Source organism: Glutamicibacter sp. BW80, from assembly GCF_002332385.1.
Taxonomy (GTDB): Bacteria; Actinomycetota; Actinomycetes; order Actinomycetales; family Micrococcaceae; genus Glutamicibacter.
Genome location: NZ_NRGV01000050.1, coordinates 266,003 through 290,340, shown reverse-complemented (window position 1 = coordinate 290,340; position 24,338 = coordinate 266,003). Strand labels below are relative to the sequence as shown.

Annotated in this window: 17 protein-coding genes; 10 read left to right on the top strand and 7 right to left on the bottom strand. The window is 60.3% G+C overall.

From position 1 onward, the window contains the following. Nucleotides 1-56: 56 nt before the first annotated feature. Nucleotides 57-614: a GtrA family protein gene (locus CIK76_RS14600; RefSeq protein WP_096287687.1), complete on the top strand. Its 558-nt coding sequence runs from the start codon at nucleotides 57-59 to the stop codon at nucleotides 612-614. On the opposite strand, the gene CIK76_RS14595 is transcribed toward CIK76_RS14600, so the two are convergent. Beyond that, complete coding sequence (locus tag CIK76_RS14595) at nucleotides 615-1,340, bottom strand: TIGR03089 family protein (protein ID WP_096287685.1); 726 nt, start codon at nucleotides 1,338-1,340, stop codon at nucleotides 615-617. Between the two features lie 282 nt (nucleotides 1,341-1,622). Between CIK76_RS14595 and CIK76_RS19965 the strand changes: the two genes are divergently transcribed. From CIK76_RS19965 to CIK76_RS14580, 3 genes are read left to right on the top strand one after another with little or no spacing between them, the layout of a single operon-like run. Beyond that, nucleotides 1,623-2,144, top strand: a complete 522-nt coding sequence (locus tag CIK76_RS19965) for a WhiB family transcriptional regulator (protein ID WP_096287805.1) — start codon at nucleotides 1,623-1,625, stop codon at nucleotides 2,142-2,144. Beyond that, nucleotides 2,048-5,617: a glycosyltransferase gene (locus tag CIK76_RS14585; RefSeq protein WP_096287683.1), complete on the top strand. Its 3,570-nt coding sequence runs from the start codon at nucleotides 2,048-2,050 to the stop codon at nucleotides 5,615-5,617. The genes CIK76_RS19965 and CIK76_RS14585 overlap by 97 nt, the downstream gene beginning before the upstream one ends. Continuing rightward, nucleotides 5,617-7,944, top strand: coding sequence for a DUF5719 family protein (locus CIK76_RS14580; protein WP_096287681.1), 2,328 nt, complete (start codon nucleotides 5,617-5,619; stop codon nucleotides 7,942-7,944). The genes CIK76_RS14585 and CIK76_RS14580 overlap by 1 nt, the downstream gene beginning before the upstream one ends. 5 nt (nucleotides 7,945-7,949) lie before the next feature. On the opposite strand, the gene CIK76_RS14575 is transcribed toward CIK76_RS14580, so the two are convergent. Beyond that, nucleotides 7,950-8,408, bottom strand: coding sequence for a metallopeptidase family protein (locus CIK76_RS14575; RefSeq protein ID WP_096287679.1), 459 nt, complete (start codon nucleotides 8,406-8,408; stop codon nucleotides 7,950-7,952). Between the two features lie 89 nt (nucleotides 8,409-8,497). On the opposite strand from CIK76_RS14575, the gene CIK76_RS14570 reads away from it, so the two are divergent. Together CIK76_RS14570 and CIK76_RS14565 are read left to right on the top strand one after the other, a co-directional pair. Continuing rightward, a complete protein-coding gene (locus tag CIK76_RS14570; RefSeq protein WP_096287677.1) occupies nucleotides 8,498-8,866 on the top strand; it encodes a DUF3499 domain-containing protein in 369 nt (122 codons plus the stop codon). A 264-nt stretch (nucleotides 8,867-9,130) separates the two neighbouring features. Continuing rightward, nucleotides 9,131-10,681 (top strand): TIGR01906 family membrane protein, encoded by a 1,551-nt coding sequence (locus tag CIK76_RS14565; protein ID WP_096287675.1) that lies wholly within the window; start codon nucleotides 9,131-9,133, stop codon nucleotides 10,679-10,681. An 88-nt stretch (nucleotides 10,682-10,769) separates the two neighbouring features. Here CIK76_RS14565 and CIK76_RS14560 read toward each other — a convergent pair whose 3' ends face one another. Both CIK76_RS14560 and CIK76_RS14555 read right to left on the bottom strand, forming a co-directional pair. Next, on the bottom strand, nucleotides 10,770-12,611 hold the full coding sequence (locus tag CIK76_RS14560; protein WP_096287673.1) for an AMP-dependent synthetase/ligase: 1,842 nt from the start codon (nucleotides 12,609-12,611) through the stop codon (nucleotides 10,770-10,772). 71 nt (nucleotides 12,612-12,682) lie between these two features. After that, nucleotides 12,683-14,293, bottom strand: coding sequence for a phospholipid carrier-dependent glycosyltransferase (locus CIK76_RS14555; RefSeq protein WP_096287671.1), 1,611 nt, complete (start codon nucleotides 14,291-14,293; stop codon nucleotides 12,683-12,685). 67 nt (nucleotides 14,294-14,360) lie between these two features. Here CIK76_RS14555 and rsmI point away from each other — a divergent pair, with 67 nt between their 5' ends. Together rsmI and CIK76_RS14545 are read left to right on the top strand one after the other, a co-directional pair. After that, nucleotides 14,361-15,221 (top strand): 16S rRNA (cytidine(1402)-2'-O)-methyltransferase, encoded by an 861-nt coding sequence (gene rsmI, locus CIK76_RS14550; protein WP_096287669.1) that lies wholly within the window; start codon nucleotides 14,361-14,363, stop codon nucleotides 15,219-15,221. A 138-nt stretch (nucleotides 15,222-15,359) separates the two neighbouring features. After that, nucleotides 15,360-16,847 (top strand): NAD-dependent succinate-semialdehyde dehydrogenase, encoded by a 1,488-nt coding sequence (locus CIK76_RS14545; RefSeq protein ID WP_096287667.1) that lies wholly within the window; start codon nucleotides 15,360-15,362, stop codon nucleotides 16,845-16,847. A 99-nt stretch (nucleotides 16,848-16,946) separates the two neighbouring features. Here CIK76_RS14545 and CIK76_RS14540 read toward each other — a convergent pair whose 3' ends face one another. From CIK76_RS14540 to CIK76_RS14530, 3 genes are read right to left on the bottom strand one after another with little or no spacing between them, the layout of a single operon-like run. Beyond that, on the bottom strand, nucleotides 16,947-19,355 hold the full coding sequence (locus CIK76_RS14540; protein WP_096287665.1) for a transglutaminaseTgpA domain-containing protein: 2,409 nt from the start codon (nucleotides 19,353-19,355) through the stop codon (nucleotides 16,947-16,949). Beyond that, on the bottom strand, nucleotides 19,352-20,674 hold the full coding sequence (locus tag CIK76_RS14535) for a DUF58 domain-containing protein (RefSeq protein WP_096287663.1): 1,323 nt from the start codon (nucleotides 20,672-20,674) through the stop codon (nucleotides 19,352-19,354). The genes CIK76_RS14540 and CIK76_RS14535 overlap by 4 nt, the downstream gene beginning before the upstream one ends. Nucleotides 20,675-20,686: 12 nt before the next feature. After that, a complete protein-coding gene (locus CIK76_RS14530) occupies nucleotides 20,687-21,589 on the bottom strand; it encodes a MoxR family ATPase (RefSeq protein ID WP_255248488.1) in 903 nt (300 codons plus the stop codon). A gap of 263 nt (nucleotides 21,590-21,852) precedes the next feature. Here CIK76_RS14530 and CIK76_RS14525 point away from each other — a divergent pair, with 263 nt between their 5' ends. Together CIK76_RS14525 and CIK76_RS14520 are read left to right on the top strand one after the other, a co-directional pair. Beyond that, a complete protein-coding gene (locus CIK76_RS14525; RefSeq protein ID WP_096287659.1) occupies nucleotides 21,853-22,800 on the top strand; it encodes a TatD family hydrolase in 948 nt (315 codons plus the stop codon). A 277-nt stretch (nucleotides 22,801-23,077) separates the two neighbouring features. Beyond that, nucleotides 23,078-24,253, top strand: coding sequence for a resuscitation-promoting factor (locus tag CIK76_RS14520; RefSeq protein ID WP_176484233.1), 1,176 nt, complete (start codon nucleotides 23,078-23,080; stop codon nucleotides 24,251-24,253). Nucleotides 24,254-24,338 lie beyond the last annotated feature (85 nt).

Sequence of the window (24,338 nt, the reverse complement as noted above, 5' to 3'; positions counted from 1 at the left end):
TAGGTCTAGATGATTCGAAATTGGATCAGCAAGAGCGCAGATACGTCTGGAGGAAAATGTTCGAGCGCATCTCACGAAAACTAGCTGGACTCATTTCGCTGCTCTGGCGCGAAGTGGCGAAGTTCGGCGTTGTCGGTGGTATTGCGTTCATCATCGACTCCGGCATCTATGTGTGGTTGCTGCATGGACCGATGAGCGATTCGCAGGTCAAGGCCAAGATCATCGCCGGCATCGTCGCGACCTTGTTCTCGTGGGTGGCCAATCGCTTTTGGACCTTCCGCCATCGCCGCCAGGCAAATGTCGCTCGTGAACTGGTGATGTTCCTGATCATGAACGCTATCGGCCTGGGTATCGCCGCCGCCTGCGTTTGGTTCACCAAGTACGTGTTGAACCTGACCGACCCGACCAGCGTATTTATTGCCGGCTCCGTGGTTGGCCTGGTGCTGGGCACCATCTTCCGTTTCTTCGCCTACCGTTTCTGGGTCTTCGGCGCCGAGATGGATCAGGAAGAAAAGTTCGCCCACGACCATGAGCTTTTGGTCCATCACGACAAAGGTGCCGGCGCCCAGGCCGTTTCCCCGGACACCGGCACTATCCCCACTGGGAAGAGCTAATCAGCCAGTTAGGTAGTCGTGGCTGATTTTTTCGCCCTCGCGAAGCCGGTCGCTCACCTCCATGGCTTCATCGATCAATACGATCGTGTCGCCGGCCTTCCACTGCGCCACCGCGTAAGGCAATAGATCAAGAACCGGGATATCTGCGCGCACCAAGATGGTGCCGCGGGCCGGTGCCTCGGCGGCAAATAATTGTGCGCTAGACAGCTCTTGGCCGCCGGGGGTGATGAGGCTGATGCGTGAGCCGGATACCGCTGATGGGTAGAACTGGTCCCCGTAGGTGCGCACATTGGCGTTGTAGTCTTCGGCGACCGGGCCTAGATCGGCGCCGAAGGACAGCGCCATGGCTGCGGGGTTGACCGCCAGGATTTCCGCTGCGCCGGGAATGCGCTCATCCGTTGGGTTGCTGGTGATCCAAAGTTGCGCCTCGGCCGCCTGGTCATGTTCGGCGGAAACCAAGGTGGCTCCGTGATGCAGGGAGGCAAGCGCCAGGACCAGGGATTTCCAGTGCGCACTGAGATCCAAGACCACTACCGATGCTTCGTCGAGGTCGAAAGTTTCGCCCAGAAGGTTTGCGCTCTTGGCGACCCAATTGTCAAAGACCCTGCCCGACAGCTCGATCCTCTCACCGGAAGTCGAGTACCAGGTGAGCCATGGAGTGGCCGAGGCACGGCGCGGTGCGAGCAGACCTTCGGCAAAGGCTCCCTTAGCGGAGTTGAACGGCATTTTCCACCTTAAATAATTTACTGAGAATTTACCGACAATTCGCGGAAGTTGCGACTCGCCGGATTCATTGGTGTCTTTCGCGGCGTGTTGTGCCGAGAGTTTCCTGAGAACTCTCCATAGAATATCCTCCCCGCTTGACTATGACCGAGTTACACGGCTGTAATTAGATGGTGAGTTCGGCTCGTCCATCGTTTCACTATTTCGATGGAATAAATAGAGACGTATGGATCGGGAGCAAGGATGGCTCGATCTTCTCAAACCAATCGAAAGGCCAACATCAACATGACGAAGCTGGAGCAGGGGTACTCCGATTTTTCGACATCGGCTGTAGCGTCCGCCCAATACGGGGTTGAGGGTGCACCATCGGACTGGTTTGTCGATCCACAAGCTGGTGACTCCGCACGCGTTGCGGTTGCCGCTGATCTGGAGAACGCCGCAGAAGACTTCCTACGGGAGCATGCGCCAGCGGAAACCGAAGGCGGATCGACCGCAGGGTCGTGGGCTCCGGAGCTGGATGAAGACGAACAGGTTCGCGAAAGCATCAAGGCCGTTTGGCTCGGCGTCGGCGGGGAAGTCGACGAAGGCGAGCTCGGTTGGCAGGCCCGCGCATTGTGCGCGCAGACCGACCCCGAAGCATTTTTCCCAGAAAAGGGCGGTTCGACCCGCGACGCTAAGCGTGTCTGCGGTGCCTGTGTTGTACGTTCAGAATGTTTGGAATACGCGCTGAGCAACGACGAGCGCTTCGGCATTTGGGGAGGGCTCTCCGAGCGCGAACGCCGCCGACTACGGAAACGAGCAATCTAATTCGACCGCCAATTCATGTCACCGCCATCGTTGCCGCGCACGATGGCGCTGACTTTTTACCCCGAACTTTAGCCGCACTGCGAAACCAGTCACGGCCGATCGAACGGTACCTCGGGGTCGATGCGTCGTCCCAAGACGCTTCCCGGCAGGTATTAAAAGCAAATCTTCCTTCCAACGCGACCCTGCTCGCGGCCCCGGCTGGGTCATTGGGACTTTCCGTTCAAGAAGCGGTTGATTCATTGCCCGAAGCTCGTGCAGATCGCGACGAGTGGCTGTGGATCATCCACGACGATTCGATGCCGGCTCCCGACGCGCTAGAACAACTGACGCGTACGGTCGAAGCCTCCGAGTCCGTGACCATTGCAGGTTGCAAGATCCTGGACATTGACAATCCTCGCCGCTTGGCCGAAGTCGGGCTCAGCGTGGACCGCAAGGCGCAGCGCCTGACGATGATCGATATCGACGAAGTCGACCAGGGTCAGTACGACGGCCGAAGCGACTACTTCGCCGTATCCTCGGCAGGAATGTTCATCCGCCGCGACGTCTTTGAAGAATTAGGCGGTTTCGATCCGGCGCTGCCAGGCCGCGGCGACGACGTGGATCTATGCTGGCGCAACCGCTTAGCCGGACACCGTGTGGTGGTCGTTCCCTCCGCGAAGGTCTACCATCAGGTCGACGTGGTCGACTCGCTGGCTGGACCGGGCGAAGCACGACGCTCTGAGGTCTTTCAGCGGCTGAAGTTCGCACCGACCTTGGGACTCCCATTTCTTTGGCTAGGCCTCCTTTTGGGCGGCATCGGGCACTTCCTTTTGGCTCTTTTAGCCAAGGATCCGGGCCATGGGTTCAGCCATTTGGGCTCGACCCTGCGCGGCTTGTTCTCGCCGGTGAAGTTGGTGTCCTCGCGCCGTGGGATCAAGCAAATCCGCAAGGTGCCGCGCGGCCAGGTACGCAAGCTGATGACTTCGAATAGCGCCGTGCGCGAGTACCGGCGAAACTTGTCAAACAGCACGGATGACTCGCAGGTCTACGGCGACGGCTCCGGCGCAGAGGGCATGGTGGAGCCAAGCGGCGAGAACTTCTCGGACTTTGTCCGAATTGCTCGGCCGCCGCGGACCACTGCGGTGCTGTCGCTGATTCTCGCATTGCTCATCACGACCGCGGCCTCGCTGATCGCCTGGCGTTCACTGATCGGTGCCAACGCCCTGAGCGGCGGTTCCATGCGTCCGCTGTCGCGCACGCTGAATGAGATCGGAGCCAACGCCACCTCGTGGTGGCAGAACGCGGGCACCGGCTTCAGCGCTGCTCCAGATAACACAGACATCATGTACTGGCTGCTTTCGGTGCTCAGCTTCAACCACGCGAACCAGGCTTCGGTGATCTTGTTCCTGGCGGCCATGCCGTTGGCGGCTCTCACCGCTTGGTGGGGCGTGGGCGTAGTGAGCCGTTCGCGTGCGGTACGTTTCTTCGCCGCGGTGATCTGGGCTTTGCAGCCTGCCCTTATTTCGGCCCTGGCCAGCGGCCGGGTGGGCTCGGTACTTATCCACGTCCTACTGCCGTTGTTCTTCCTGGCCATGCTTCGTGCGCTCAACGCGCACGTGCGCCCGGAGGGCAAACCGGCAACAAGCGCGCAATCCAAAAAGACTTCGGCCTGGACCGCTTCGGCCTGCGCGGCACTGATCCTGTGGGTAATTTCTACCGGCTCAATGCCTTTCTTCTTGGCACTTGTGGTGCTGATCTACGTTTTGGCGCTTTCGGCTCCGCGCCGGGCGCGCACGCTGTGGTGGGTTCCGCTTCCTGCAGTGGTGTGGAACTTGCCCTTGCTTTTCGAAGCACTGGGCAACCCACGGCTGCTGTTAACCGAACCTGGTGCACCGCTGGCATTCAACCCGGCGCCGCTGTGGCAGATGCTTTTGGGCTTCCCCGAGGCCTTTGACGCAATGCTCACCCCGCTTGGTTGGGGAATACTGCCTGCCGGACCGTGGGCATTGGTCGCAGGGGCTCTTGTGGGCGCACCTGTGGTGATTTTGGCGGTACTGGGCGCACTCGGGTCATCCTTTAGCCTGGACTCCACCATGCGTCGAAATTCCCGCAAACTCGTCTGGGCCGCAGCCCTGTCCTTGGTGGCCGGCTGGGGAATCGGTTTCATTTCGGTCTCCCTGGACTCGTCCAGGACGGTCAGCGCATACACCGCGCCATTTGTTTCCTTCGCGGTCTTCGCGATGCTCGCCGCCGCCGCCAACGCGCTGGCAGCATTACGCCATGAGGAGCAGCCACGCACACTTCGCCGTCCGGCGAATCGGGCAGTTTTGAGCCTGATGGCAACGCTGAGCGTGATTAGCGTGTTGGCCGCCGGTTCGGTGGCACTCGGCGCGCAACTGAATTCGCAGAATCCAGATGGCGCCATGACCGCGCTGAACGCCGCCCAGCGGGTGTCGCCCTCGCAGGAACGGACGATTCCGGCCACCGCGGCGGACGCCGGCCGCGCGGAATCCGCAGAGCGCACCTTGGTGCTGACCCCACGGGCTTCGGGCGAGATCGACAGCCAGCTGCTGACCGGGGCCGGCGAAACGCTTGACGCCATCAGCCGTTCTTCGCAGGTGTCGCAACTGAGCGGATCGCTGCTGAATCCGGCACGAAACGAGGCTTCGGCCACGGGAAGCGTGCAGCGGGAAGCCGTGGCAATGCTTTTGTCTGAATCAGCACTCGACTCCCGCGAAGCCTTGCGAGACCTGGGTGTTGGGTTTGTAGTGCTCAACGAGACCGGTGAATCAGTCTCGGCCACCGTGCGTGTGCTGGATGCTGCGACCGGCCTGGCCTCCGTGGGGCAGACCGACAACGGATGGCTGTGGCGCGTCAATTATGAAAGCTCCACGCCAAATGCGGGCGCAGGATTTGCGCGCTTGATCGACAAGTCGGACCGGGTGCAGGTACTGGCCACCAATCGCGGGCGAATTCAGGATACTGAGATACCCGCAGCCGACGGACCGCGCACTCTTGTGTTGGCGACCGCGCAGGATCCAAAACTGCGTGCCACTATCGATGGCGCGCCGTTGCGTGCGGTAGCTTACCCCCGGGATTCGGATACCCGCTGGGCGCAGGCCTATGAAGTGCCGGCCGAAGGCGGCAAGCTGACGCTGACCCACTTCGAACCATTGGCATTGCCCACGCTGATCCTCGGTAGCGTCGTATTGCTTATCGCGGTATTGCTAGCGATCCCGGTACCCAGTACCCGTCGCCTCGCTAGCTACCGAAATAGCGAATATCGTTTCCGCGCAGTCGAGGAATCGGACGACGGGCAAGACGAAGTGGCCAGCGAGCCGGCAGAACCAGCTTTCGAACCGGAACCCGAGACGAGCTCAACACCGTTGAGCCGTCGAGAGGCTCGCGAACGGACGCACGAGATCCGTGACACCTTGGCCCCGAAGCTCGGTGACCGTATTTCGGACACCGACACCGAGCAGGAGAAAAAGTAGTGAGTGATGAGAAGAAGCCCGCTTCGGATGACGCAAAAAACGAGCATGCCGGTCACCCTGCGCACGCTGCGGAACCACGCAAGGATCAAGGATCACCGGTAGCCGGCAATGCCTCCGCGGATGGCAGCGACGAGCCAGCCGTGGACGATGCAAAAAACGAGCATGCCGGTCACCCCGCGCACGCTGCGGAACCATCTAAGGATCAAGGATCACCGGTAGCCGGCAATGCCTCCGCGGACGGCAGTGGCAAGCCCGCTGCCAAACCGGTCACAGCGGACACCGGCTCCTCTGCCGAGCCGGCTAAGCCAGCGCCGCAACCGGTGGCTGCGACGAAGCCGGAATCGGCTCCGACTGTGCGGCCTTCGGCAAGCGAGCGGCCAATAAAGAGCAAGTCCGAATTGCGTGCCGAGGCCAAAGCCGAGAAGGAAGCCAAGGCAGAGGCCAAGGCAACGGCGAAGGCTACTGCGAAAGCCGAGGCGAAAGCAGCGGCCGAGGCCAAAGCCACCGCAAAGGCCGAAGCCAAGGACCGGGCAAAGGCCCAGCCGCTAGCTAAGCCGGAGCCAAAGCGTCAGGCGGAGCCGGAGAACAAGGCTGAGCCGGAAGCCAAGGACGAGAAGATGGCTGCAGCCCTAGCACAGCCGGTTATCGCAGGCGCCGCGGAAAACAGCGAGGCCTCGGCGCCCGCAGATCCGATTGCGAGTCGACGCCGACGCAAACTAGACGACGCAAATAAGGCGGCACGTAAGGATCAGGAAGCTGCTCCGGTGCGTCGTCGTGCGGGCGCCGTGCTGCTCAGCCTGGTGGCCATCATTGCCGCCGGTGGCGTGGTCGCCGCGGCTTCGGTGCTTGCACCGCAACCGTCCAATACGGCGCTCCCCGCGGCGGTGACCAGTCTTCCGGCCGGCGATGCCCAGTCCGTCTGTACCGGAACTCCGCAACTTCTCAAGGGCGTGGACGGTACCGATCCACAGTTCGCCGCCGGTGCAAAACAAATCTCAAGCAATATTCGCACAGCCCTGGTCTCAGACTTGGGTAAACGAATTCCCGGTGCCACACTCCGGGACCTGGGCAGTTCAGATCCGGCCCAGCTCAGCGAACGCATTCCGGATGCTGAAGCGGCGCAGTCTCTGGGTGCGGATGACGAGGGGTTGACCGGTCGTGTTGGAAAGGTAAACACCACCAACGGCCGAGACAAGGCGCAAGTCTTCTCCCTGCAACCCTTGGGCGAACTACCTTCCTGGGGTAGCGCCATGCGCAGTTTCTTGGCCAAGGATGGAGATCTCGCGGGACTGGCCGCGGCGACCTGCCAGGCTCCAGCCTCCAGCTGGCGCTTCACCGGGCTGATGACGAATACCGGTGCGACCAGCGTGCTTCACCTGTCGAACCCGACCCACACCACCGCCCAGGTCTCTATCGATCTGCGCGGTCCGGAGGGTCTGATCGACACCTCAACGCTGCAGAATGTCGTGCTTGCGCCGGGATCCTCGCGAGCGTTGGTGCTTGGCGGCTACGCCCAGAATTTGGATTCGGTGTCCGCCGATATCACCAGTCTCGGCGGAAAGATCACCGCATCAGTTCAACAGGCAGCGTTGCGCGGCCTGACACCTTCCGGGGTAGACCTAGTGGCTGCAAATGCTTCGGCAGCCAATACGCAGGTGATTCCGGGCGTTTGGCTTGGCAACAAGAATGACCGAAACGAACTAAGCAAAGATGACAAGAAACTGGTGCCGCAGCTTCATGTTTCGGCCACAGGTGCGCAGGGTGCAGGTTTCAAGGTGAAGATCTTGGGTGCCGAGGGCGAAGTCAAGGCGGATCTTGGCTCGAACCTCGCGGTAGCCTCCGACGCAACTAGCGTCATCGACCTCAACGGTCTCGAAGCGGGCGCTTACACCGTAGTCGTGGAAGCTGATGCTCCGGTGACCAGCAGTGTGCGCATGGTGCGCGGCGCGGATCCCAAGGATTCCTCGGACAACGCCTGGGCCGCCAGCTCCATGCCACTGGCGGGAAAGCAGGTTGCGCCTATTTCAGCGAACGGCACCGGTGAATTCAGCATTGCCGCGCCATCGGCCGATGCCTCTGTCGAAGCAGTTGTGGTCGACAAGGATGGGAAGCTTTCAAAGCCGACCAAACTCGAGGTGAAGACCGGGCAGAACATGGTGTTCAAACCGAAGGAAATCACCGAAGAAGCCCAAGCCGTGATCTTCTCTGCAGATGCAAACGCCTATATTGGCCAGTTGATCTTCGGGTCGGATCGTTCGCTGGCCTGGGCTGCCATGCCTCAAGCCAATGTCGGACGTGACGGTATCGTCGTCAACGTCGGCGGCTAGCAGGACTAAAAATCCGGGTTTTCCGGGAAATATTCGGGATCAACTTCGTGGGGCGAAAGCATCCACAAATTAGCGACCTCGTGCACCACACACTGGTGTACGAGGTCGACTAATTCCGTGTGGCTATGACTAGCTTGCTCCAAAGGCAGCCGATAAATGGAAATCCGGGCACGGCGCTTAGCCGTTGCCGGTCGAGCAGAGGACAGCGGCATGCGGTCTCCGGCGGCCGCGGCCTGAGTCATGACCTTGTCGCCGGGTACCGGGACGATGCGAAAATCGATGATCGCGAGTTTTTGGCCCCAGCGTTCGCCTAATCGTTGGGCGCTGGCCATCACCGCGTCATCAAAGCGTTCTGGTCGCGTGCGGAAGGCGGGCAGGTGCATTGGCATCAACGGACCACGCCGTCCGCGTCCATGACGGTTGCGGCGCGAGCGCTGCTGCGGACTCTGGGGATTATGCTCCATGGCTCCACAGTAAACGTTTGCGCGAGCGAACGTGGCCGTTCGGGCCAGATTACCGGGCTAGGACGGCTAGCACGAGTAGACTGGAAGCCGTGGAAAGTCTTCGTCTTTGCTCTCGCCCCGCGTGCCGTGAATCGGCCCGCGCAACCCTCACCTACAACTACGCCGATTCGACCGCCGTACTCGGGCCATTGGCGCAGTACCCCGAGCCGCATTGCTATGACCTGTGCGCCCGGCACGCCAACCGGCTCACGGTGCCCAGCGGGTGGAACCTGCTGCGCGGCGCCCTGCCAGAGGTCATTGAAAACGAAGATGAATTGCACGCACTGATGAATGCCGTGCGTGAAGAGCGTAAACCCAAGCACTCTGTCGAAACACCTGCACCCCGTGAGGTGCGCGGCACCCGTTTCGATTCTCGTCCACGGTTGGCAGTGCTTCCGCCGGAGGCCGAAGAAATCTAAGAATTGCCACCGAGGTTATTTAGCTTCGCGCGGGATCTAGCCTCCCGCTGCACCGTGGGGTGCGCCGCAGTCGACAGTTCCGCATTCCTACTAATCGGATGGGAATGGCTGGCTTTACCGTTTCCCGCACCACGGTCCTAATTTAGGTGTGGTAATGCGCGGATTGGCGCGGTCGGCTGGATAAGCTGAAACCGCGGGGCCTGTTGTGCAGGTTTCGTCTATTTATGATGGTCAGAGATCGCGCGATTTGCAGGAGGACTCCTCATGGCTGAGGCGGCGAAGAACACCCCCGGTGGTAAGGGCCCAGAAGGCCCGGACACGCCCATCGCGGCCACCAATGCTGAATCGAACGAGTCGGTCACCAAGGCCACGCTCAGCCAGCGAGCCGACGAATTGTCGGCACGCCTTGAGGAGCATAAAAAACAAGCCAAAGCTCAGCAGGACGCTCGTGCTGCAAAGGCGGCGGCCGCTGCGAAAGCAGCGTTCTTGAACCCATCAGGGGCCAAAGCAGCAGCATCCAAGCCTGCCGAGGCGAAGCCGGCAGCTCCTGAAACTTCAGATACCAAGCCCGCAGCGAATCCAACCACGGTGCAGCCGGCCACGACGCCTGCGACGGCCAAGCCAGCAGCTACCAAACCCGTCGCGAATCCTGCGCCAGCCAAACCTGTGGCGACTAAGCCGGCAGCATCCAAACCAGCAGCAGCCAAGCCGGCAACAGCAGCCAAGCCGGCAGCAGCAGCCAAATCGGCCGCAGCTAAGCCAGCAGTGAGCAAGCCAGCTACGAGTGCAGCCAAGCCGAAAACCGACGAGCCGGTAGAGGACATCATTCGAGCGATTAAACTTCCGCATGAACTCGACGCGGAACAGCAGCAGCCGAAGGCCTCCACAAAAGCCGAGGTACCTGCCAAATCTGATGCGCCGCTCAACGAAGCCAAACAGACGGTGCCACCGGTCAGCGCTGCACCAAATAAAGACAACCCAGAGACTACGTCCGCCGCAGTTGCCCAGGCGCGTTCGCGTGTCTTTGGGAACTACGCTCCGGAGTCGGAGCCATCCGAGGCAGCGGTCAAACGCCGTGTGGCTCGCGAACGCGCATTAAATTCCAAGCCGCCGCTGGCCCGCACCGCACAGGTGCTGCTTGCACTCATCTTCCCGGTATTGACGCTGATCGCCGCGATTCGTCTGGTCGCCACCCCAGCGTTCTTGGCGCTGGCCTACGCCCGGCCAGGGTTCCCCAGCGACCAGTTCGGCTTCACCGATCCGGAACGCCTAACCTATGGCAGCTACGGGGTGGACTACCTGAATAACTTCGCTGGCCCGGAATTTTTATCTGGATTGAAACTTCCGACTGGCTCCAGTATGTTCACCGCCCAAGAGGTGCAGCACATGCTTGACGTGAAAAACCTGATCGGTTTGGGCTATGTCATCGGGGCCGTGCTAGCGGTATTGGCCATAATCTTCATCGTCTACCTGGCCAACCGTTACTCCGGCGGAGTGCGCCGAGCGCTCTTCTCCGGGGCAATCTTGACCCTGGTGCTAATTGCCGGAATCGCGGTCATCGCCATTACCGGGTGGAACACGTTCTTCTCCGGTTTCCACCAATTGTTCTTCGCCGAAGGCACCTGGACTTTCAACCTCAGCGATACCCTGATCCGTCTATACCCCGAGCAGTTCTGGGTCGATTCCGCGCTTGCCATCGGGGTGTTGGTGGTTGTCTCCGCGGTTGTTGCGCTCATTACCTGCTGGCCAACCGGGCGCCGCCGCGAAAGCTCACGCCTACGTCAAGAAGCGCGAGTTTACGGATTGAATAGCTAAACAACTACACGTGGCAAAGCGCCCCGGAACAGCTAAACCTCGGGAACCGGGCAGTACGGATCCCGAGGTTTTATTGTTAAAAAGCAAGTCAGCGACGGTATAGCTCTTCGGTTTCGGAGACAAAATCATCCAGGACCTGCTGGCGTTTAAGCTTTAGCGAGCTAGTCAAATGTCCGGAAGCCTCGGTGAACTCGGCAGGAAGAACCACAAATTTGCGAATCGATTCTGCCTGAGAAACAGTCTGGTTTGCTGCGTCAATATAACTTTGCACCTCGGTGCGCACCTTGTCGTGCAGCGCCGCCTCGCCAAGCGTCAGCTGGCCCACATCGCGGGCCTTGGACCACAACGTCAGCTCTTCGGCATCTAGCGTGACCAAAGCCGCGATAAACGGTTTGTTCTCACCGACCACTACGCATTGGTCCACTATCCGGCCGGCCCGGACCATCTCCTCCAACGGACCGGGTGAGACGTTTTTGCCCCCGGCTGTGACGATCAGTTCCTTCTTGCGCCCGGTGACCAATAGATAACCGGCCTCATCAAGGCGCCCGGTATCGCCGGATTTGAAGTACCCGTCTTCGGTGAATGCCCCAGCACTGGCTTCGTTGTTGTGGTGGTATCCGGCGAATACACCGATGCCTTTGACAAGGATTTCTCCGTCACCAGCTATCCTGACGCTGGTGCCGGGAAGCGGGCGGCCCACGGTCCCCACTCGATTGTTATGAGCCTGATTCACCGTGGCAGGTGCAGTGGTTTCGGTAAGTCCGTAGCCTTCGACCAGCTGGATGCCGGCGCCGCGGAAGAAATGCGCCAGATCCTGGTTAAGGGCGCTGGCCCCGGAGATCGCGTAACCGCACTGTCCACCGAAGACCGCGCGGAGCTTCGGATAAAGTACCTTATCGAAAAATAGGTGACGGGCTCGTAATGACAGTGGCATCCGCACCTTTTCGCCACGGGATTTCGCATCCCGGATCTTGGAGACCTCAATGGCGGTCAGCTCCGCGCTGTGGAACAGGTCTGCCTGGCCGGACTGTTCCGCCTTATTCAGCGCTGTGGTGTGGATCTTCTCGAATACCCGGGGCACTGCCAGCAGAAACCCTGGCTTGACGGAGTTCAGGTCCTCCATCAACGTTGCCGTCGAGTTGCTATGAGCAATGATTGCTCCACCGTGAATGCAGACTTGTTGGACCGCACGGGCCAAAACGTGCGCCAGCGGCAGGAACATCAATGTGCGGCGGCGTTCACCCAGCACCTCGGCCATGTGCTCGGCGAGGTTGTAGGCGACCAAAGCGAAGTTCGCGTGGGTGATGTTGCAGCCCTTGGGCCGTCCGGTAGTACCCGAGGTATAGACGAGGGTGGCCGTGGCTTCCAAGTTCAGGCTCGAGCAGGCGATGCTGATTTCCTTTTCGGCGATCTGTGCTTCGTCGACCAGAATCTGCTGCAGGCCCGCAGCGGGAATCGCCTCCGGATCCGCGGTATGCGATCCCTCAAAAAGGTGAATGGCAACGGATTCTCCGAGCTGGGCCGCGGCCCGGCGAACGTTGGCGCGTAACTCGTGGTCCTCGGCGAAGACGACCCGTGCGCCGGAATCGCGCAAGATCCATTCGATTTGGAAGGGACTTGACGTCTCATAGATAGGTATTGAAATTCCGCCGGCGAACCAGATGGCCTCTTCGGCCAGCGCCCACTCATAGCGGGTACGCGAGACGATGGCGACCCGGTCGCCGGGTTGCAATCCGTCGTGGATCAGCCGGGAGGCTAGTCGCTTCACATCACGTAGGAAACCCTGGGCGCTGACGTCTCGCCACCCGGAGGGGCGTTGGACCATGAACAAGGTGTCGTTTGGCGAGGAAGCCACCCGGTCCAGCAGCAGGGTGGTTGCGTTTACCTGGGGGTCGAGGTCGTGCAGGAGCTCGACGTGCAGTTCGTGCATGGAAATCCTTTGAAATCGTTCGAGGTCAGGTGGCGCAACTCACGGTGCAGCGGGACCCTGCGCACGGGAGCTTATCCCCAGCTAGGGATCCACACGTGCATGCGATAGTACGCATCCGAGGTCAGTTCTCCGGACCATACGGACCAGAAAAATGCCGAGACCACAAGGAGCAGCGCTACGAAGAGGGCCACGACAACAACCCTTGACCGGTAGGCCACATCGGAGCGCGGTTCGCGGGGGATGAACCTGCCAATCATATAGGTCAATGCGAGAACCATGAACGGGACCAAGGGCAACGTGTAGAAGAAGAACATGGTGCGCTCGGGGTACATCAGCCAAGGAAGGAACCCCGCGGCAACGCTTGAAAGCAGGGCTCCGGCACGCCAATCGCGCGCGCCAAGCCACCAGAACACCAGCAAGATCATGCTCAACGTGCAGGCCCACCACATCACCGGGTTAGGCATGTCCATGATCACTTCGGTGCAGCGATCCAGCGTGCAACCGTTCTGCCCGTTGTCGTAGCCTTCGAAGTACATCAGTACCGGGCGCCCGGAGAAGAGCCAGGTCCACGGGGACGAAGCCCAGCCGTGTTCCGAATCCAGCCCGGTATGGAAGTTGTAGCTGGCCTGGTGATAGTGCCACAGGCTGCGCAAGGTCTCGGGCAGCCAGGAGACCCCCTCGCCGGGATTCTCTAGGGCCCATTGCCGATAGCGTCCGCCGGCGGTGCTGAGCCAGCCGGTCCACGTGGCAAGGTAAGTCAGGAACACCACCGGAATCATGGTGAAAAACGAATAGACGCCGTCACGCATGAAGGCGGCCGACTGCCACCGCTGAATTCCAACGGTGCGCCGCGCGCCGAAGTCCCAGAGCACCGCCATCAGGCAGAACACCGCAACGAAGGTCAGCGCGGACCATTTGATGCCAACTGCGCAGCCGAGCATGATCGCTGCGATGAGCCGCCAGGGACGCCACCAGAGCACGGGGCCGAAGATGAGCAGGAACTCGTTGGGTCTGTTCCCGGCGGGCACCGAGAGTTTTTTGGCGAGCTGAATTCGTCCGTGAATCCGATCCTTGAGCAGCGCATAGAAGGCGGCCAAGACGAAGAACATCAAGAAGATATCCAGCAACGCGGTGCGCGACATGACGATTGAATGGCCGTCGATGGCGATCAAAAGGCCTGCGATACCCGCCAGCAGATGCGACCCGAAGAGCAGGCGGGCGCACAGAGTAGTCAGCAGAACCGCGAGCGTACCGAACAGGGCTGCAGCAAAACGCCAGCCGAAACCGTCGAACTCGCCAAAGAGCATCATGCCGAAAGCGATGAGCCATTTGCCCAGTGGCGGGTGCACCACGAAGGAGGCGGTATCCTTCAGCTGCGGATCGCCGGCAACGAATTGGTCGTTTGATTCGTCGACCCATTCCATTTCGTAGCCGAAGTGCAAGAGCGAATAAGCGTCTTTGACGTAGTAAGTCTCGTCAAAGATCAACATATTTGGATGCGCCAGGTGCACAAAGCGCAGCAGACCACCGATAACTGTCATTACCAGCGGAACAATCCACATCAATGCACCGGAGGGCGCCGCAACCGGTAATAACCTTTGTTTGAGGTTCTCAAAGGTGAAGGCAACGCGCGCGGAACGCACGTGCCCGCTATCTGGGGTCTTTGCTGCAGTGGTGCTCATCGTTGTTCATGCTACCGGCGTAACCCTGAGAATGTGTGCTTTTGGTACTTCGCGTAGGCTAAAGGGTGTGCAGAACTCAGATAATGAGGGCGTAATCGTCCTGGGCGCCACCCCAATTGGCAACTTGTCCGATGCTTCGCCGCGGCTCCGCGAAATCATCGAAAGCGCCGATGTGATCGCCGCCGAGGACACCCGCAATTTCCATCACCTAGCTCACGCACTGGGAATTAAACCCGCCGGGCGGGTGATGAGCCTGCATGAGCACAATGAGGCCCATAAGCTCGGCGAAGTGATCGAGCTGGCTCGCGAAGGAGCCACCGTGCTGGTCGTCTCGGATGCCGGAATGCCTGCGGTCTCTGACCCGGGCTACCCCTTGGTGGCAGCCGCGATGGAAGCAGGCATCCGGGTCACCGCGGTGCCTGGGCCTTCGGCCGTGCTGACCGCCCTGGCGCTGTCGGGACTGCCCACCGGACGTTTCACCTTCGAGGGGTTCTTGCCGCGCAAGGCTGGTGAACGGCGCAAGCGCTTGGGCGCCTTGCTGCACGAAGAGCGCACCATGGTGTTCTTCGAAGCCCCGCACCGGGTCGCTGACTTCTTGGCCTCGGCGATCGAAGCCTTCGGCGCGCAGCGCCAGGCGGCGGTGGCCCGCGAGCTGACCAAAAAATTCGAAGAGGTCCGCCGCGATGAACTTGGGGTGCTCAAGGCATGGGCAGATGAAGGTCTCCGCGGCGAGATCGTCGTGGTGATCTCCGGTGCTTCGGCCCCGGAAGCGGCCTCCATCGAAGATCTGCTTCCCAAGGTCACCGCGCTGGTTGCCGATGGGATTCGCATGAAACAGGCGGTGGCCGAGGTCGCCGAAGCCGCCGGGATGAAGAAGCGGGACCTGTACGAAGCTGTTCTGGCAGAACGTCACGAAGCGAAAAAATAGCCGAAATCGCTTAGGCTGAATGCACAATGAAACAACGAGTTTGTGGTGCACCAGGCGATTTACAGCCTTCCGAAACCCGCACTAGCGTTGTGATCAACGAAGATTCCTTTCATTTACGACTTTCAGGAGAACCGCGTTATGTCGATTACCGCTGAACGCGAAGCAGAACTGCTCGCCAAAGTACCCACCGGACTGCTGATCAATGGTGAATGGCGAGATGCCTCAGATGGCGGCACCTTCGACGTACTTGACCCAGCCACCGGCGAAAAGCTGGCAACGCTGGCCAGCGCCACCAGCGAAGACGCGATGGCGGCCCTAGAGGCAGCCGACGCGGTCCAGGCCGAATGGGCGCTCACCGCTCCACGCGAACGCGCTGAGATCCTGCGCCGCGGCTTTGACCTGGTCACCGCGCGCGCCGATGATTTTGCGTTGCTGATGAGCCTGGAAATGGGCAAGCCACTGGCTGAGGCCCGCGGCGAAGTGACCTACGGTGCAGAGTTCCTGCGTTGGTTCTCCGAAGAGACCGTGCGCCACTACGGCCGCTACGTCACCACCCCGGAGGGTAAGAACAAGGTTCTGGTCCACCACAAGCCGGTGGGCCCTTGCCTGCTGATCACCCCATGGAACTTCCCGCTGGCGATGGCTACCCGCAAGGTCGGCCCGGCAATCGCCGCAGGTTGCACCATGGTGCTCAAGCCCGCGAAGCTCACCCCGCTGACTTCCCAGCTATTCGCCGCCACCATGATGGAGGCCGGACTGCCGGCCGGGGTGCTGAACGTGGTTTCTGGATCCTCGGCATCGAAGATCTCCGGACCGCTGATGCAGGATGACCGTCTGCGCAAGGTCTCCTTCACCGGTTCCACCCCGGTTGGCAAGCAGCTGATGAAGGATGCCGCAGACAAGGTGCTGCGCACCTCGATGGAGTTGGGCGGCAACGCACCATTCCTCGTCTTCGAAGACGCAGACCTGGACGCAGCCGTCGAGGGTGCCATGGCCGCGAAGATGCGCAATATGGGCGAAGCCTGCACCGCAGCGAACCGCTTCCTGGTACATGAAGATGTCGCCGAGGAATTCATAACGAAGTTCTCGGAAGCGATGAAGGCGCTGAAGACCGGACGCGGAACCGATCCATCGTCCACCGTCGGCCCGTTGGTCGAGGAGAAAGCTCGGGACGAAGTCCACGCGCTGGTGACCGACGCCGTTGCACAGGGCGCCACGGCAGTCACCGGCGGTGCTCCGGTAGCGGGTCCAGGCTACTTCTACCAGCCCACCGTGTTGGCTAATGTTGCCAACGACGCGAAGATCCTCACCCAGGAGATCTTCGGCCCGGTCGCCCCGGTGACCACCTTCAAGGATGAGGCGCACGCGATCCGCCTTGCCAATGCCAGCGAGTACGGACTGGCTTCCTACATCTACTCGCGTGACTTCAACCGGATGTTCCGCGTTTCCGAGCAGATCGAATTCGGTCTGGTTGGCTTCAATGCCGGCGTCATCTCCAACGCTGCCGCACCATTCGGCGGCGTGAAGCAGTCCGGTCTCGGACGTGAAGGCGGCGCCGAGGGGCTCGGGGAATACACCACCGTGCAGTACATCGGCATTGCCGACCCATACGCACCGGTAAAGTAATCTCGGTAATCAACGGCCGCGAGTAATCGGCGGACGGTAGCTGCCCGTGAAGCCCAACTCCTTTTCAGGTGTTGGGCTTCACGCAATTAATCCCGCAAATTAGTGTGCGTTGGTGAACCTATTTGCCGCGCGCAGTTGCCGCTCGCGCAGGGAAGCCGGGAAACAGAAGCAGAGCACCCGTTGCGTGCCGTGCAGCTCGCGGCGTAGCTGGGCAGCAAGCTGTTCCAGCGCGGCTACCAGTTCGGCGCGTTGTTCCCCATCCGGGTGGCGATGCGCATAGAAGCTTGCCTGGATTCCTTCGCGAAGCCTCGTCAAGGGCGCTGCAAGCTGCGGGTGATTCTCGGTCAAGCGCAGGGTGTAGTCGCTGACCGATTCCTGTTCACCGGCGGGGCTGCCGATGTCAGCGCCCAATGCACGCAGCTCATCCCATAATGCCTGGGCGCTCCCGGCACCGCCGGCAAGCACGCGTTCGATTCTGCGCCGACGCAATCGAGCGCGCTGCCAGGGGAAAACTGCCAGTAGCAAGGCGAGCGCCACGAAGCCAAGCGCGATCATCCAGCCATAGTCTTCGGCCTGCACGGTATTTTGTTGCGGCGCGTTGGCGGTTGCGCTTTCCTCGGCCTCCGGGTCATCAAGCTCCGGCGCGCCGGAAGGATTCAGTTCCTCGGGCACCTCTTGCGGCGTTTCGTTGGGCGTAGTCCCCGGAGCGTAGTCCGGCGTCTGACCTTGGCCGGGGGTCGGTTCAAAAGGAACCCAGCCGATCCCCGAGAGGAACAATTCGGGCCACGCATGGGCTTGCTGGCCAGTGACCTCATATTCGGTGAATTCAACATCCGGGGGCATATTACGCCCGATTCCATTGCTTTCGGCTAGTTCAGCAGCATTGAACGTCTCACCGGTTGGCTCGCCGGGGGCATAACCCACCACGATGCGCGAAGGGATCCCGGCCGCTCGCGCCAGCAGGGTCATCGTGGAAGCGAAATGTACGCAGTAACCCTGGCGGCGATCCAGGAAAGCCTTAATCACTTGCCGGTTGGCTCCGTCGTAGCCTTCGCGCAACGGCGTGCGTTCGGAATATCCGAAAGCAGCGGAACGCAGGAAATCCTGAATGGCGACGGCCTTATCGAAGTCGTTCGCCGGGGTGCCCTGCGAGCCGTAGGCCTCGGAGAGCGTCTGGCGCAGCAATTGGTCGAATTCGCCGTCGAGGTCCTCGGGCATGGAAAGATTTACATTTGCTATTTCGTTCGTCAACTGCCCGCCAAAGTAGCCAAGATTGCGCGCCATCTCCGCGCTCAAATTCATTTGGGTATGTCCAACGGTGACTTGGCCTGTTTCGGCCATGGCATCCCCGCTGAGCCGAGCCACGGAGGTCTGCTTGGTCCAGTTCCAGGAGCCATTGATGCCGGTGATATAAAAACTGCGGTCTGGCAGCGGCAGGCTAGGGCTGCTGACCTGCCCATCCCAAGTCAATTGGGTGAGCTCGGGGGTTCCGTTGAAAATGTCGGCATCGGTGTCCATTGCGGTGTCCCCAAAATACGCAGATTGGAGCAAATCTTCGCTCGGTTCCCAGCGCGTGGCGCTCAGGTCTTCGATAATCGAGGTTCGCAGATATACCGGTTCGGCAGAACTGGTGAGATAGCTGAAAGCGACGCTTCCATTGTTCGCTCTGAGGTCTCTGCCCAGATTGAGCAGCGGGTCAACGTTGCTGGCCAAGAGGTCGCCGGAAGGCCGAGTGCCTTCGGGGAGCATGCCATTGCGGAAGCCCGGCATGAACAGGCCGCTGAGAATCATCGCGAGAGCGCACGCGGCAGCGGTGACGGCGAGGATTCCCACCTGCCGTTTCGCAGGTAATCCCGCGCCTGTAGGTTCGGAACGGAAAATATAGGGGAGCAGTGCGAAATAGCCAAGCAAGGCCAGCGTCATCAGCATTAGATAGCCGATGCCCGCCCCTTCTTGCTTGAACAGCGAAGCGATCACCGGGGCGAAGCACAATGGCATGATCACCAGTGGCGCTAGGCGTTTGAAAGATGCAAGAACCTCGACCACGAGGCTCAGCACTACCGCGAGCAAAAGCAGAACGAACTCGACATACCGTGAGTAGGCCACCGGGGGCACCTGGGTGGAGAACTGTATGGCGGCCTCGGAGACCAGCGCACCGAACCAATCGATGAGCCTCACGGAGGGGGGATTGGCCCGCATCGTTTGGTGCCCCAGAACCGCGCCGACCGCCACAAGCAAGGCAACAGGCAGTGCAGTCCAGTGCCAGCCGCGGATGCCGCGCAATAATCCGGCGCTGCCATGGATGAGGACCACCGGCCAGATCAAGGCTCCGAACCACACCCCGCCTTGCACGACTCCGCTGAGCGAGGCGAAGCCAGCGAGCAGGGCAAGGCTGAGACATGCAGCTGCTAACGATCGCGCGTACAGGTGATGCGTCCTGGGTTGTTTGGGGCCAGTGCCGTACGCGCTGGGGTTCGGAGCTGGCCGCTGGGTCACTGCGGCGCTCATGGCTGTGACCACAATTCGTTGATGTTGGTGTTTGCCGCTAGGAAATGCACTTTCCACCCAGTCTGGGCCAGCCGTTGCTGCACCTCGTGGTAGCGCTCTGGATGGGAGACCAGCAGGAACAGTTCGACATGGCGAACCGAACGTGCCAGGGTCGCCAGCCACGCGGCCTGATTGGTTCGGAGTTCACCGAGGATCATGATGACCGGTTCGTCGCGAAAGCCCAGCAGCAGCTTGCGCAATCCTTCTCCGAGAATTTCTGGTCCCTCGATCGCGTTAGATGGTGCGCGCAGCGGCATCTCGGCGCTCGCGGCATGAAAGTCCTCAAAACCAGCCTGGGCGGAGGCCCCAGACAGGGAGACGCTGCCGGCTTTGAGCAGCTGTTCTCCCGAAAGCTCTCGAAAGAGCAACTGATAGCCGTTGGCGGCGTAGCGTTGGCCGATACTGCAGGCCAGGGAGAGCGCCATTTCAAAACGTCGGCTGCTTTGTATCGGCGGGCCGTCGCCTTGAGGGATTCCTAGACGCAGGTCCGCGCCATTAATATGCCAGTGCTCATAAGTTCGGTCAAAAACCAGCAATGCCTGGGCCGTAGCAATGTGGTTTTCTTGACGCACCATGAGCTTGCCCTGCTGTGCAGTGGCCTTCCAGTGAACCTGTCGGATCGAGTCGCCTTGTTGGTAATCACGGGTGGCCACGTCATAGTAGTCGGCGGTGGTGCTTCGGGAGAACCGTGCGTCACCGGTCAGCATCTTGTCGCCGAGCGAAGCGAAGCGTTCCAGCGGATGGATTTCTGCGCATACGGGGACCGGCAAGGCGTCACCCGAATCGACCATGCCGTCCACTAGGCCTAAGGGGTCGGAGAGGATTTGCTTAGCCGGGCCCACCAAATGGATTCCGCGGGTGCGGAAGATCAGCTCGTATACGGTCTCGCCGGGACCGGTGAATTCGGGGCCCGGCCCGAACTCGGTTGGAAGAGATTCTTTGACCTTCGCATTCTCCGCGCAGGACAGCTGCAACCTGGTGATGTCACCGACCACCGGATTTGCGGTGAGCAGTTTGCGGGTCAGTTTGGACTTATTGCGTAGTCGCAGTACCAGCAACCAGCTGACCAAGGCCACTGTCAGCAGGCCGGTGCCTACGGCCATCATCTCGTGGCGGCCTAGGATGTAGGCCAGGATAATCAGCAGGGCTCCGCTGCACAAGGTTCCCCAGCCGCGCACGGTGAACAGGTCAAGTTGGAGCCTTCGCAGCATTGCGGGCGTCGAATCCGTGCGTGTCCACGACAGTGCATCGCGCGAGTCGAACCGCTGCATTTTTTCCATGGCGTGCCTTGCCTATCCGACTGGTGTGGCGGAAACAAGCTCCTGGATCAAAGCAGCGGGTTCCACGCCTTCGGATAATGCCCTGCGGGTCAGGATCAGCCGGTGCGAGAGCAGCATCTCGGCTACTCCACGCACATCTTCGGGTAAAACATGATCCCTTCCGTTTATAGCCGCGTGAGACTTTGCGGCGCGGACCCATTGCACAAGCGCACGAGGCGAGGCGCCCAACGAGATATGCGGATGATCGCGGGTGGCCCGGCCCAGATCAACGACGTAGCCACTCAACCGGTCGGTTACGGTCACCTGCCTCACCTGTTCGATCATTTGCCGCAGTTGTTCAAGCTCAAGCACCGAGCCCAGCGAGTCAAGCGGCTCGGCTACATGGTGGCTGGTGAGCATCGAAATTTCTGCTTCGCGGTGGGGGTAGCCCATGGAAATCCGACCCATGAACCTGTCCCGTTGTGCCTCGGGCAGCGCGAACGTCCCTTCCGAATCTATGGGGTTCTGTGTGGCAACGACCATGAACGGCCTCTGCAATGGGTGGGTAATCGAATCCACGGTCACCTGTTGCTCCTCCATGCACTCAAGCAGGGCGGACTGGGTCTTCGCATTTGCACGGTTGATCTCATCGGCGATCACGATATTTGCAAAGATTGGGCCGGGATGGAAGGTGAACTCATGATCTTGCGGGGAGAACACCGAGACGCCGGTAACGTCGCTGGGTAGCAGATCCGGGGTGAACTGGATTCGGTGCACGGACCCGTTGACACTGCGGGCCAATGACTTAGCGAGCATGGTCTTGCCGACTCCGGGAACGTCTTCGAGCAGCAGATGCCCTTGCGCAAGGAGCACCACGATGGTGTTGGTAATTGCTTCGGGCTTACCCGCGATTACTGTCTGTACAGCATCGTACATCCGCTGATAATTCGACCTAAATGTCGAATCTACCAAGGGGAGTGTTGGGTGGGCACTCATGCGCATTCTCCTGGCTGGGCAACTTATCGTGCCGAGGTCATCGTTGACACGCTAAGCAATTCCCGTAGCTTGTGTTCACATCATATGGGGTTCTTTTCTCCACTCATAGCTTCTAAATACCTTGATTCTTTCCCTGTGTACCGGTGGTGGAAGAATTAGACCCAAGAACTGACAGTATTTATGACGAAAGGCCCGGTGCGCAGATGAGCGAATCCGATTTCTCAGGGATTCCCGAGGGGTACCGCCCGGCGGAAGAGCCGAATTCTTCACCTACCGGGGAACTCGCCCGCTCGGCAAAGACAGAAAAGAACGGAAGCAAACGAAATACCCGTTACCCGGAGGCGCCCGCCCCGCTGCCGGTACCGGTGATCGACAACCATACGCATCTGGATTTTCGCGATGGTTCGGTGAATGCCAGTGTGCAGCAGGCCCTCAACGCGGCTGCAGCGGTCGGCGTGGAGGGGCTGGTCCAGGTTGGCTGCGACGTGGAATCCTCGAAATTCGCGGTGCAGGCGGCCAAGGACTATCCGAACATCTTGGCGGCGATAGCTATCCACCCCAATGATGCCGCACGCCTAGCGGAGCACGGCGAACTTGAGGCCGCGATTGAGCAGATCGAGGCGTTGGCGGCAAATGAGCGAGTGCGAGCCATCGGCGAGACCGGGCTGGATTACTTCCGCACGGGCGAAGCGGGGCATCAAGCGCAGGAAAAGTCCTTCCGCGAGCATTTGCGGATCGCAGTGGAACATGGAAAAGCGGTCCAAATCCACGATCGTGACGCACACCATGATGTGGTCCGGATCTTGAACGATGCGCCGTTGCCCGAGCGCGTGGTTTTCCATTGCTTTTCCGGTGACGCCGAGCTGGCGCGGATCTGCAATGCCAACGGCTGGTACATGTCATTTTCGGGGACCGTGACCTTCAAGAATTCAACGGATCTCCAGCAGGCCTTGCGCCTAGCAGACCCGCAGTTGTTGCTTGTCGAAACGGATGCGCCGTTCCTGACGCCGCACCCTTTCCGGGGGCGGCCAAATGCGAGCTACATGATCCCCCATACCGTCCGCTTCATGGCGGAAACCAGGGATGCCGAATTAGCTCAATTATGCGAGCAACTAGCCGCGAATACGGGTGCGGTGTACGGCGCATTGTAGTCCTGCCGGGTGTGGTTTTCGACATATAAAGGTTGCGCCAATTATTACGATTCGGTTACGGTTATTGGAAAGCGTTGAGTTGCGAGCGCGCCCTGAGCCGGTCGCAACATAGCGCGTTGCCGTATTTCCGGAGGGGGCAGAGCCTCCACGGATCGGGTGACGCGCGAATCGCACACTGAATCTTATACCGGCGGCCTGGCCGCCATGGTTGAGCAAGACTTACCGGGAGTATCCGCCTGGCGTTCGACCAACAAACGATGGGGATCTCACTACCGTGATGCACTTGCTCAAAAAAAGCTGGGTCAAATATCTGGCCCAGGCCGTGGCTGTTGCCGTGGTCATCGCCGGAGCTGTTTTTTATATTTCCGGCCAGAAGTCCGTGACCGTTGCCGTTGATGGCGATGAGCAGATTTTCACCACCCGCGCAGCTACCGTTCAGGATGCCCTCGATCAGGAAGGCATCAGCGTTTACGAGCGTGACGAGTTGAGCGTAGCCGCAGATTCGGAGCTCTCCGACGAGCAGCGCATCGAGATCAGCCGCAACAAGTCGGTTCAGGTCAGCATCGACGGCACCGACCGAGTCGTGCACACCACCGGCATGACCGTGGCGGATGTCATGGACGAACTGAAGCTGGATGAGAAGTCGGAAGTATCCCTCGGCGAAGATATCGAGCTCGTCAGCCTCAGCGACGAAATCGAGATCATCACCCCTAAGGACGTGACTCTGCTGGTCGATGAGAAGAAGCAGAAGATTTCGACCACCGCGCAGACCGTCAAGGAACTGCTCGCCGAGCAGAAGGTCAAGCTCGACAAGGACGACGAGGTCAACGTTCAGGTTGGTAAAGACACCGACAAGGACGCGAAGACCAGCACCAAGATCGAGGAAGGTGCCAAGATCGAGGTCATCGTCGTTTCGGTGAAGACGTGGGACGAAAAACGAGAGATCGGTTTTGATACCGAGAAGGTCAACGATTCGAAACTCGAAAAGGGCAAGACCAAGGTCAAGACCGAGGGCAAGAAGGGCGAGCGTGAACTAACGCTTCGCCAGGAAACCCGCAATGGTAAAAAGGGCGAGGAAGAAGTCCTGAAGTCCAAGGTCACCAAGAAGCCTGTCGCAGAGGTTATTCGAGTCGGAACCAAGAAGCCTGAATCGAGCTCGGATTCCAAGAGCTCGGACACCAAGACCAAGGCTCCAACCGGAAGCATCTCCTCAACCTGGGCGGCACTGGCCAAATGCGAGTCCGGTGGCAACTGGTCGATCAACACCGGTAACGGCTACTACGGCGGACTCCAGTTCTCCGCTTCGTCCTGGCGGGGAGCCGGCGGAACGAAGTACGCACCGCTGCCGCACCAGGCAAGCCCTCAGGAGCAGATCGCTACCGCTGAGAAGCTGCGTGCCAACGGCGGATGGGGCCACTGGCCACACTGCTCGTCCAAGCTTGGGCTGCGCTAAGCAGCAGAGAACTTTTGATGCGACGCGTCCACCCCATTCGGGTGGGCGCGTCGCGTCGCGTCAGCAGTCCTTGTGCGCTGAACTA

Excerpts from the sequence above, each read along its gene's own strand:
- CIK76_RS14530 (WP_255248488.1), bottom strand. The coding sequence starts at position 21,589 with ATGTACGATGCTGTACAGACAGTAATCGCGGGTAAGCCCGAAGCAATT.
- CIK76_RS14535 (WP_096287663.1), bottom strand. The coding sequence starts at position 20,674 with ATGGAAAAAATGCAGCGGTTCGACTCGCGCGATGCACTGTCGTGGACA.
- CIK76_RS14545 (WP_096287667.1), top strand. The coding sequence starts at position 15,360 with ATGTCGATTACCGCTGAACGCGAAGCAGAACTGCTCGCCAAAGTACCC.
- CIK76_RS14585 (WP_096287683.1), top strand. The coding sequence starts at position 2,048 with ATGTTTGGAATACGCGCTGAGCAACGACGAGCGCTTCGGCATTTGGGG.
- CIK76_RS14575 (WP_096287679.1), bottom strand. The coding sequence starts at position 8,408 with ATGGAGCATAATCCCCAGAGTCCGCAGCAGCGCTCGCGCCGCAACCGT.
- CIK76_RS14525 (WP_096287659.1), top strand. The coding sequence starts at position 21,853 with ATGAGCGAATCCGATTTCTCAGGGATTCCCGAGGGGTACCGCCCGGCG.
- CIK76_RS14540 (WP_096287665.1), bottom strand. The coding sequence starts at position 19,355 with ATGAGCGCCGCAGTGACCCAGCGGCCAGCTCCGAACCCCAGCGCGTAC.
- CIK76_RS14600 (WP_096287687.1), top strand. The coding sequence starts at position 57 with ATGTTCGAGCGCATCTCACGAAAACTAGCTGGACTCATTTCGCTGCTC.
- CIK76_RS19965 (WP_096287805.1), top strand. The coding sequence starts at position 1,623 with ATGACGAAGCTGGAGCAGGGGTACTCCGATTTTTCGACATCGGCTGTA.
- CIK76_RS14555 (WP_096287671.1), bottom strand. The coding sequence starts at position 14,293 with ATGAGCACCACTGCAGCAAAGACCCCAGATAGCGGGCACGTGCGTTCC.
- CIK76_RS14595 (WP_096287685.1), bottom strand. The coding sequence starts at position 1,340 with ATGCCGTTCAACTCCGCTAAGGGAGCCTTTGCCGAAGGTCTGCTCGCA.
- CIK76_RS14520 (WP_176484233.1), top strand. The coding sequence starts at position 23,078 with ATGCACTTGCTCAAAAAAAGCTGGGTCAAATATCTGGCCCAGGCCGTG.
- CIK76_RS14565 (WP_096287675.1), top strand. The coding sequence starts at position 9,131 with ATGGCTGAGGCGGCGAAGAACACCCCCGGTGGTAAGGGCCCAGAAGGC.
- CIK76_RS14560 (WP_096287673.1), bottom strand. The coding sequence starts at position 12,611 with ATGCACGAACTGCACGTCGAGCTCCTGCACGACCTCGACCCCCAGGTA.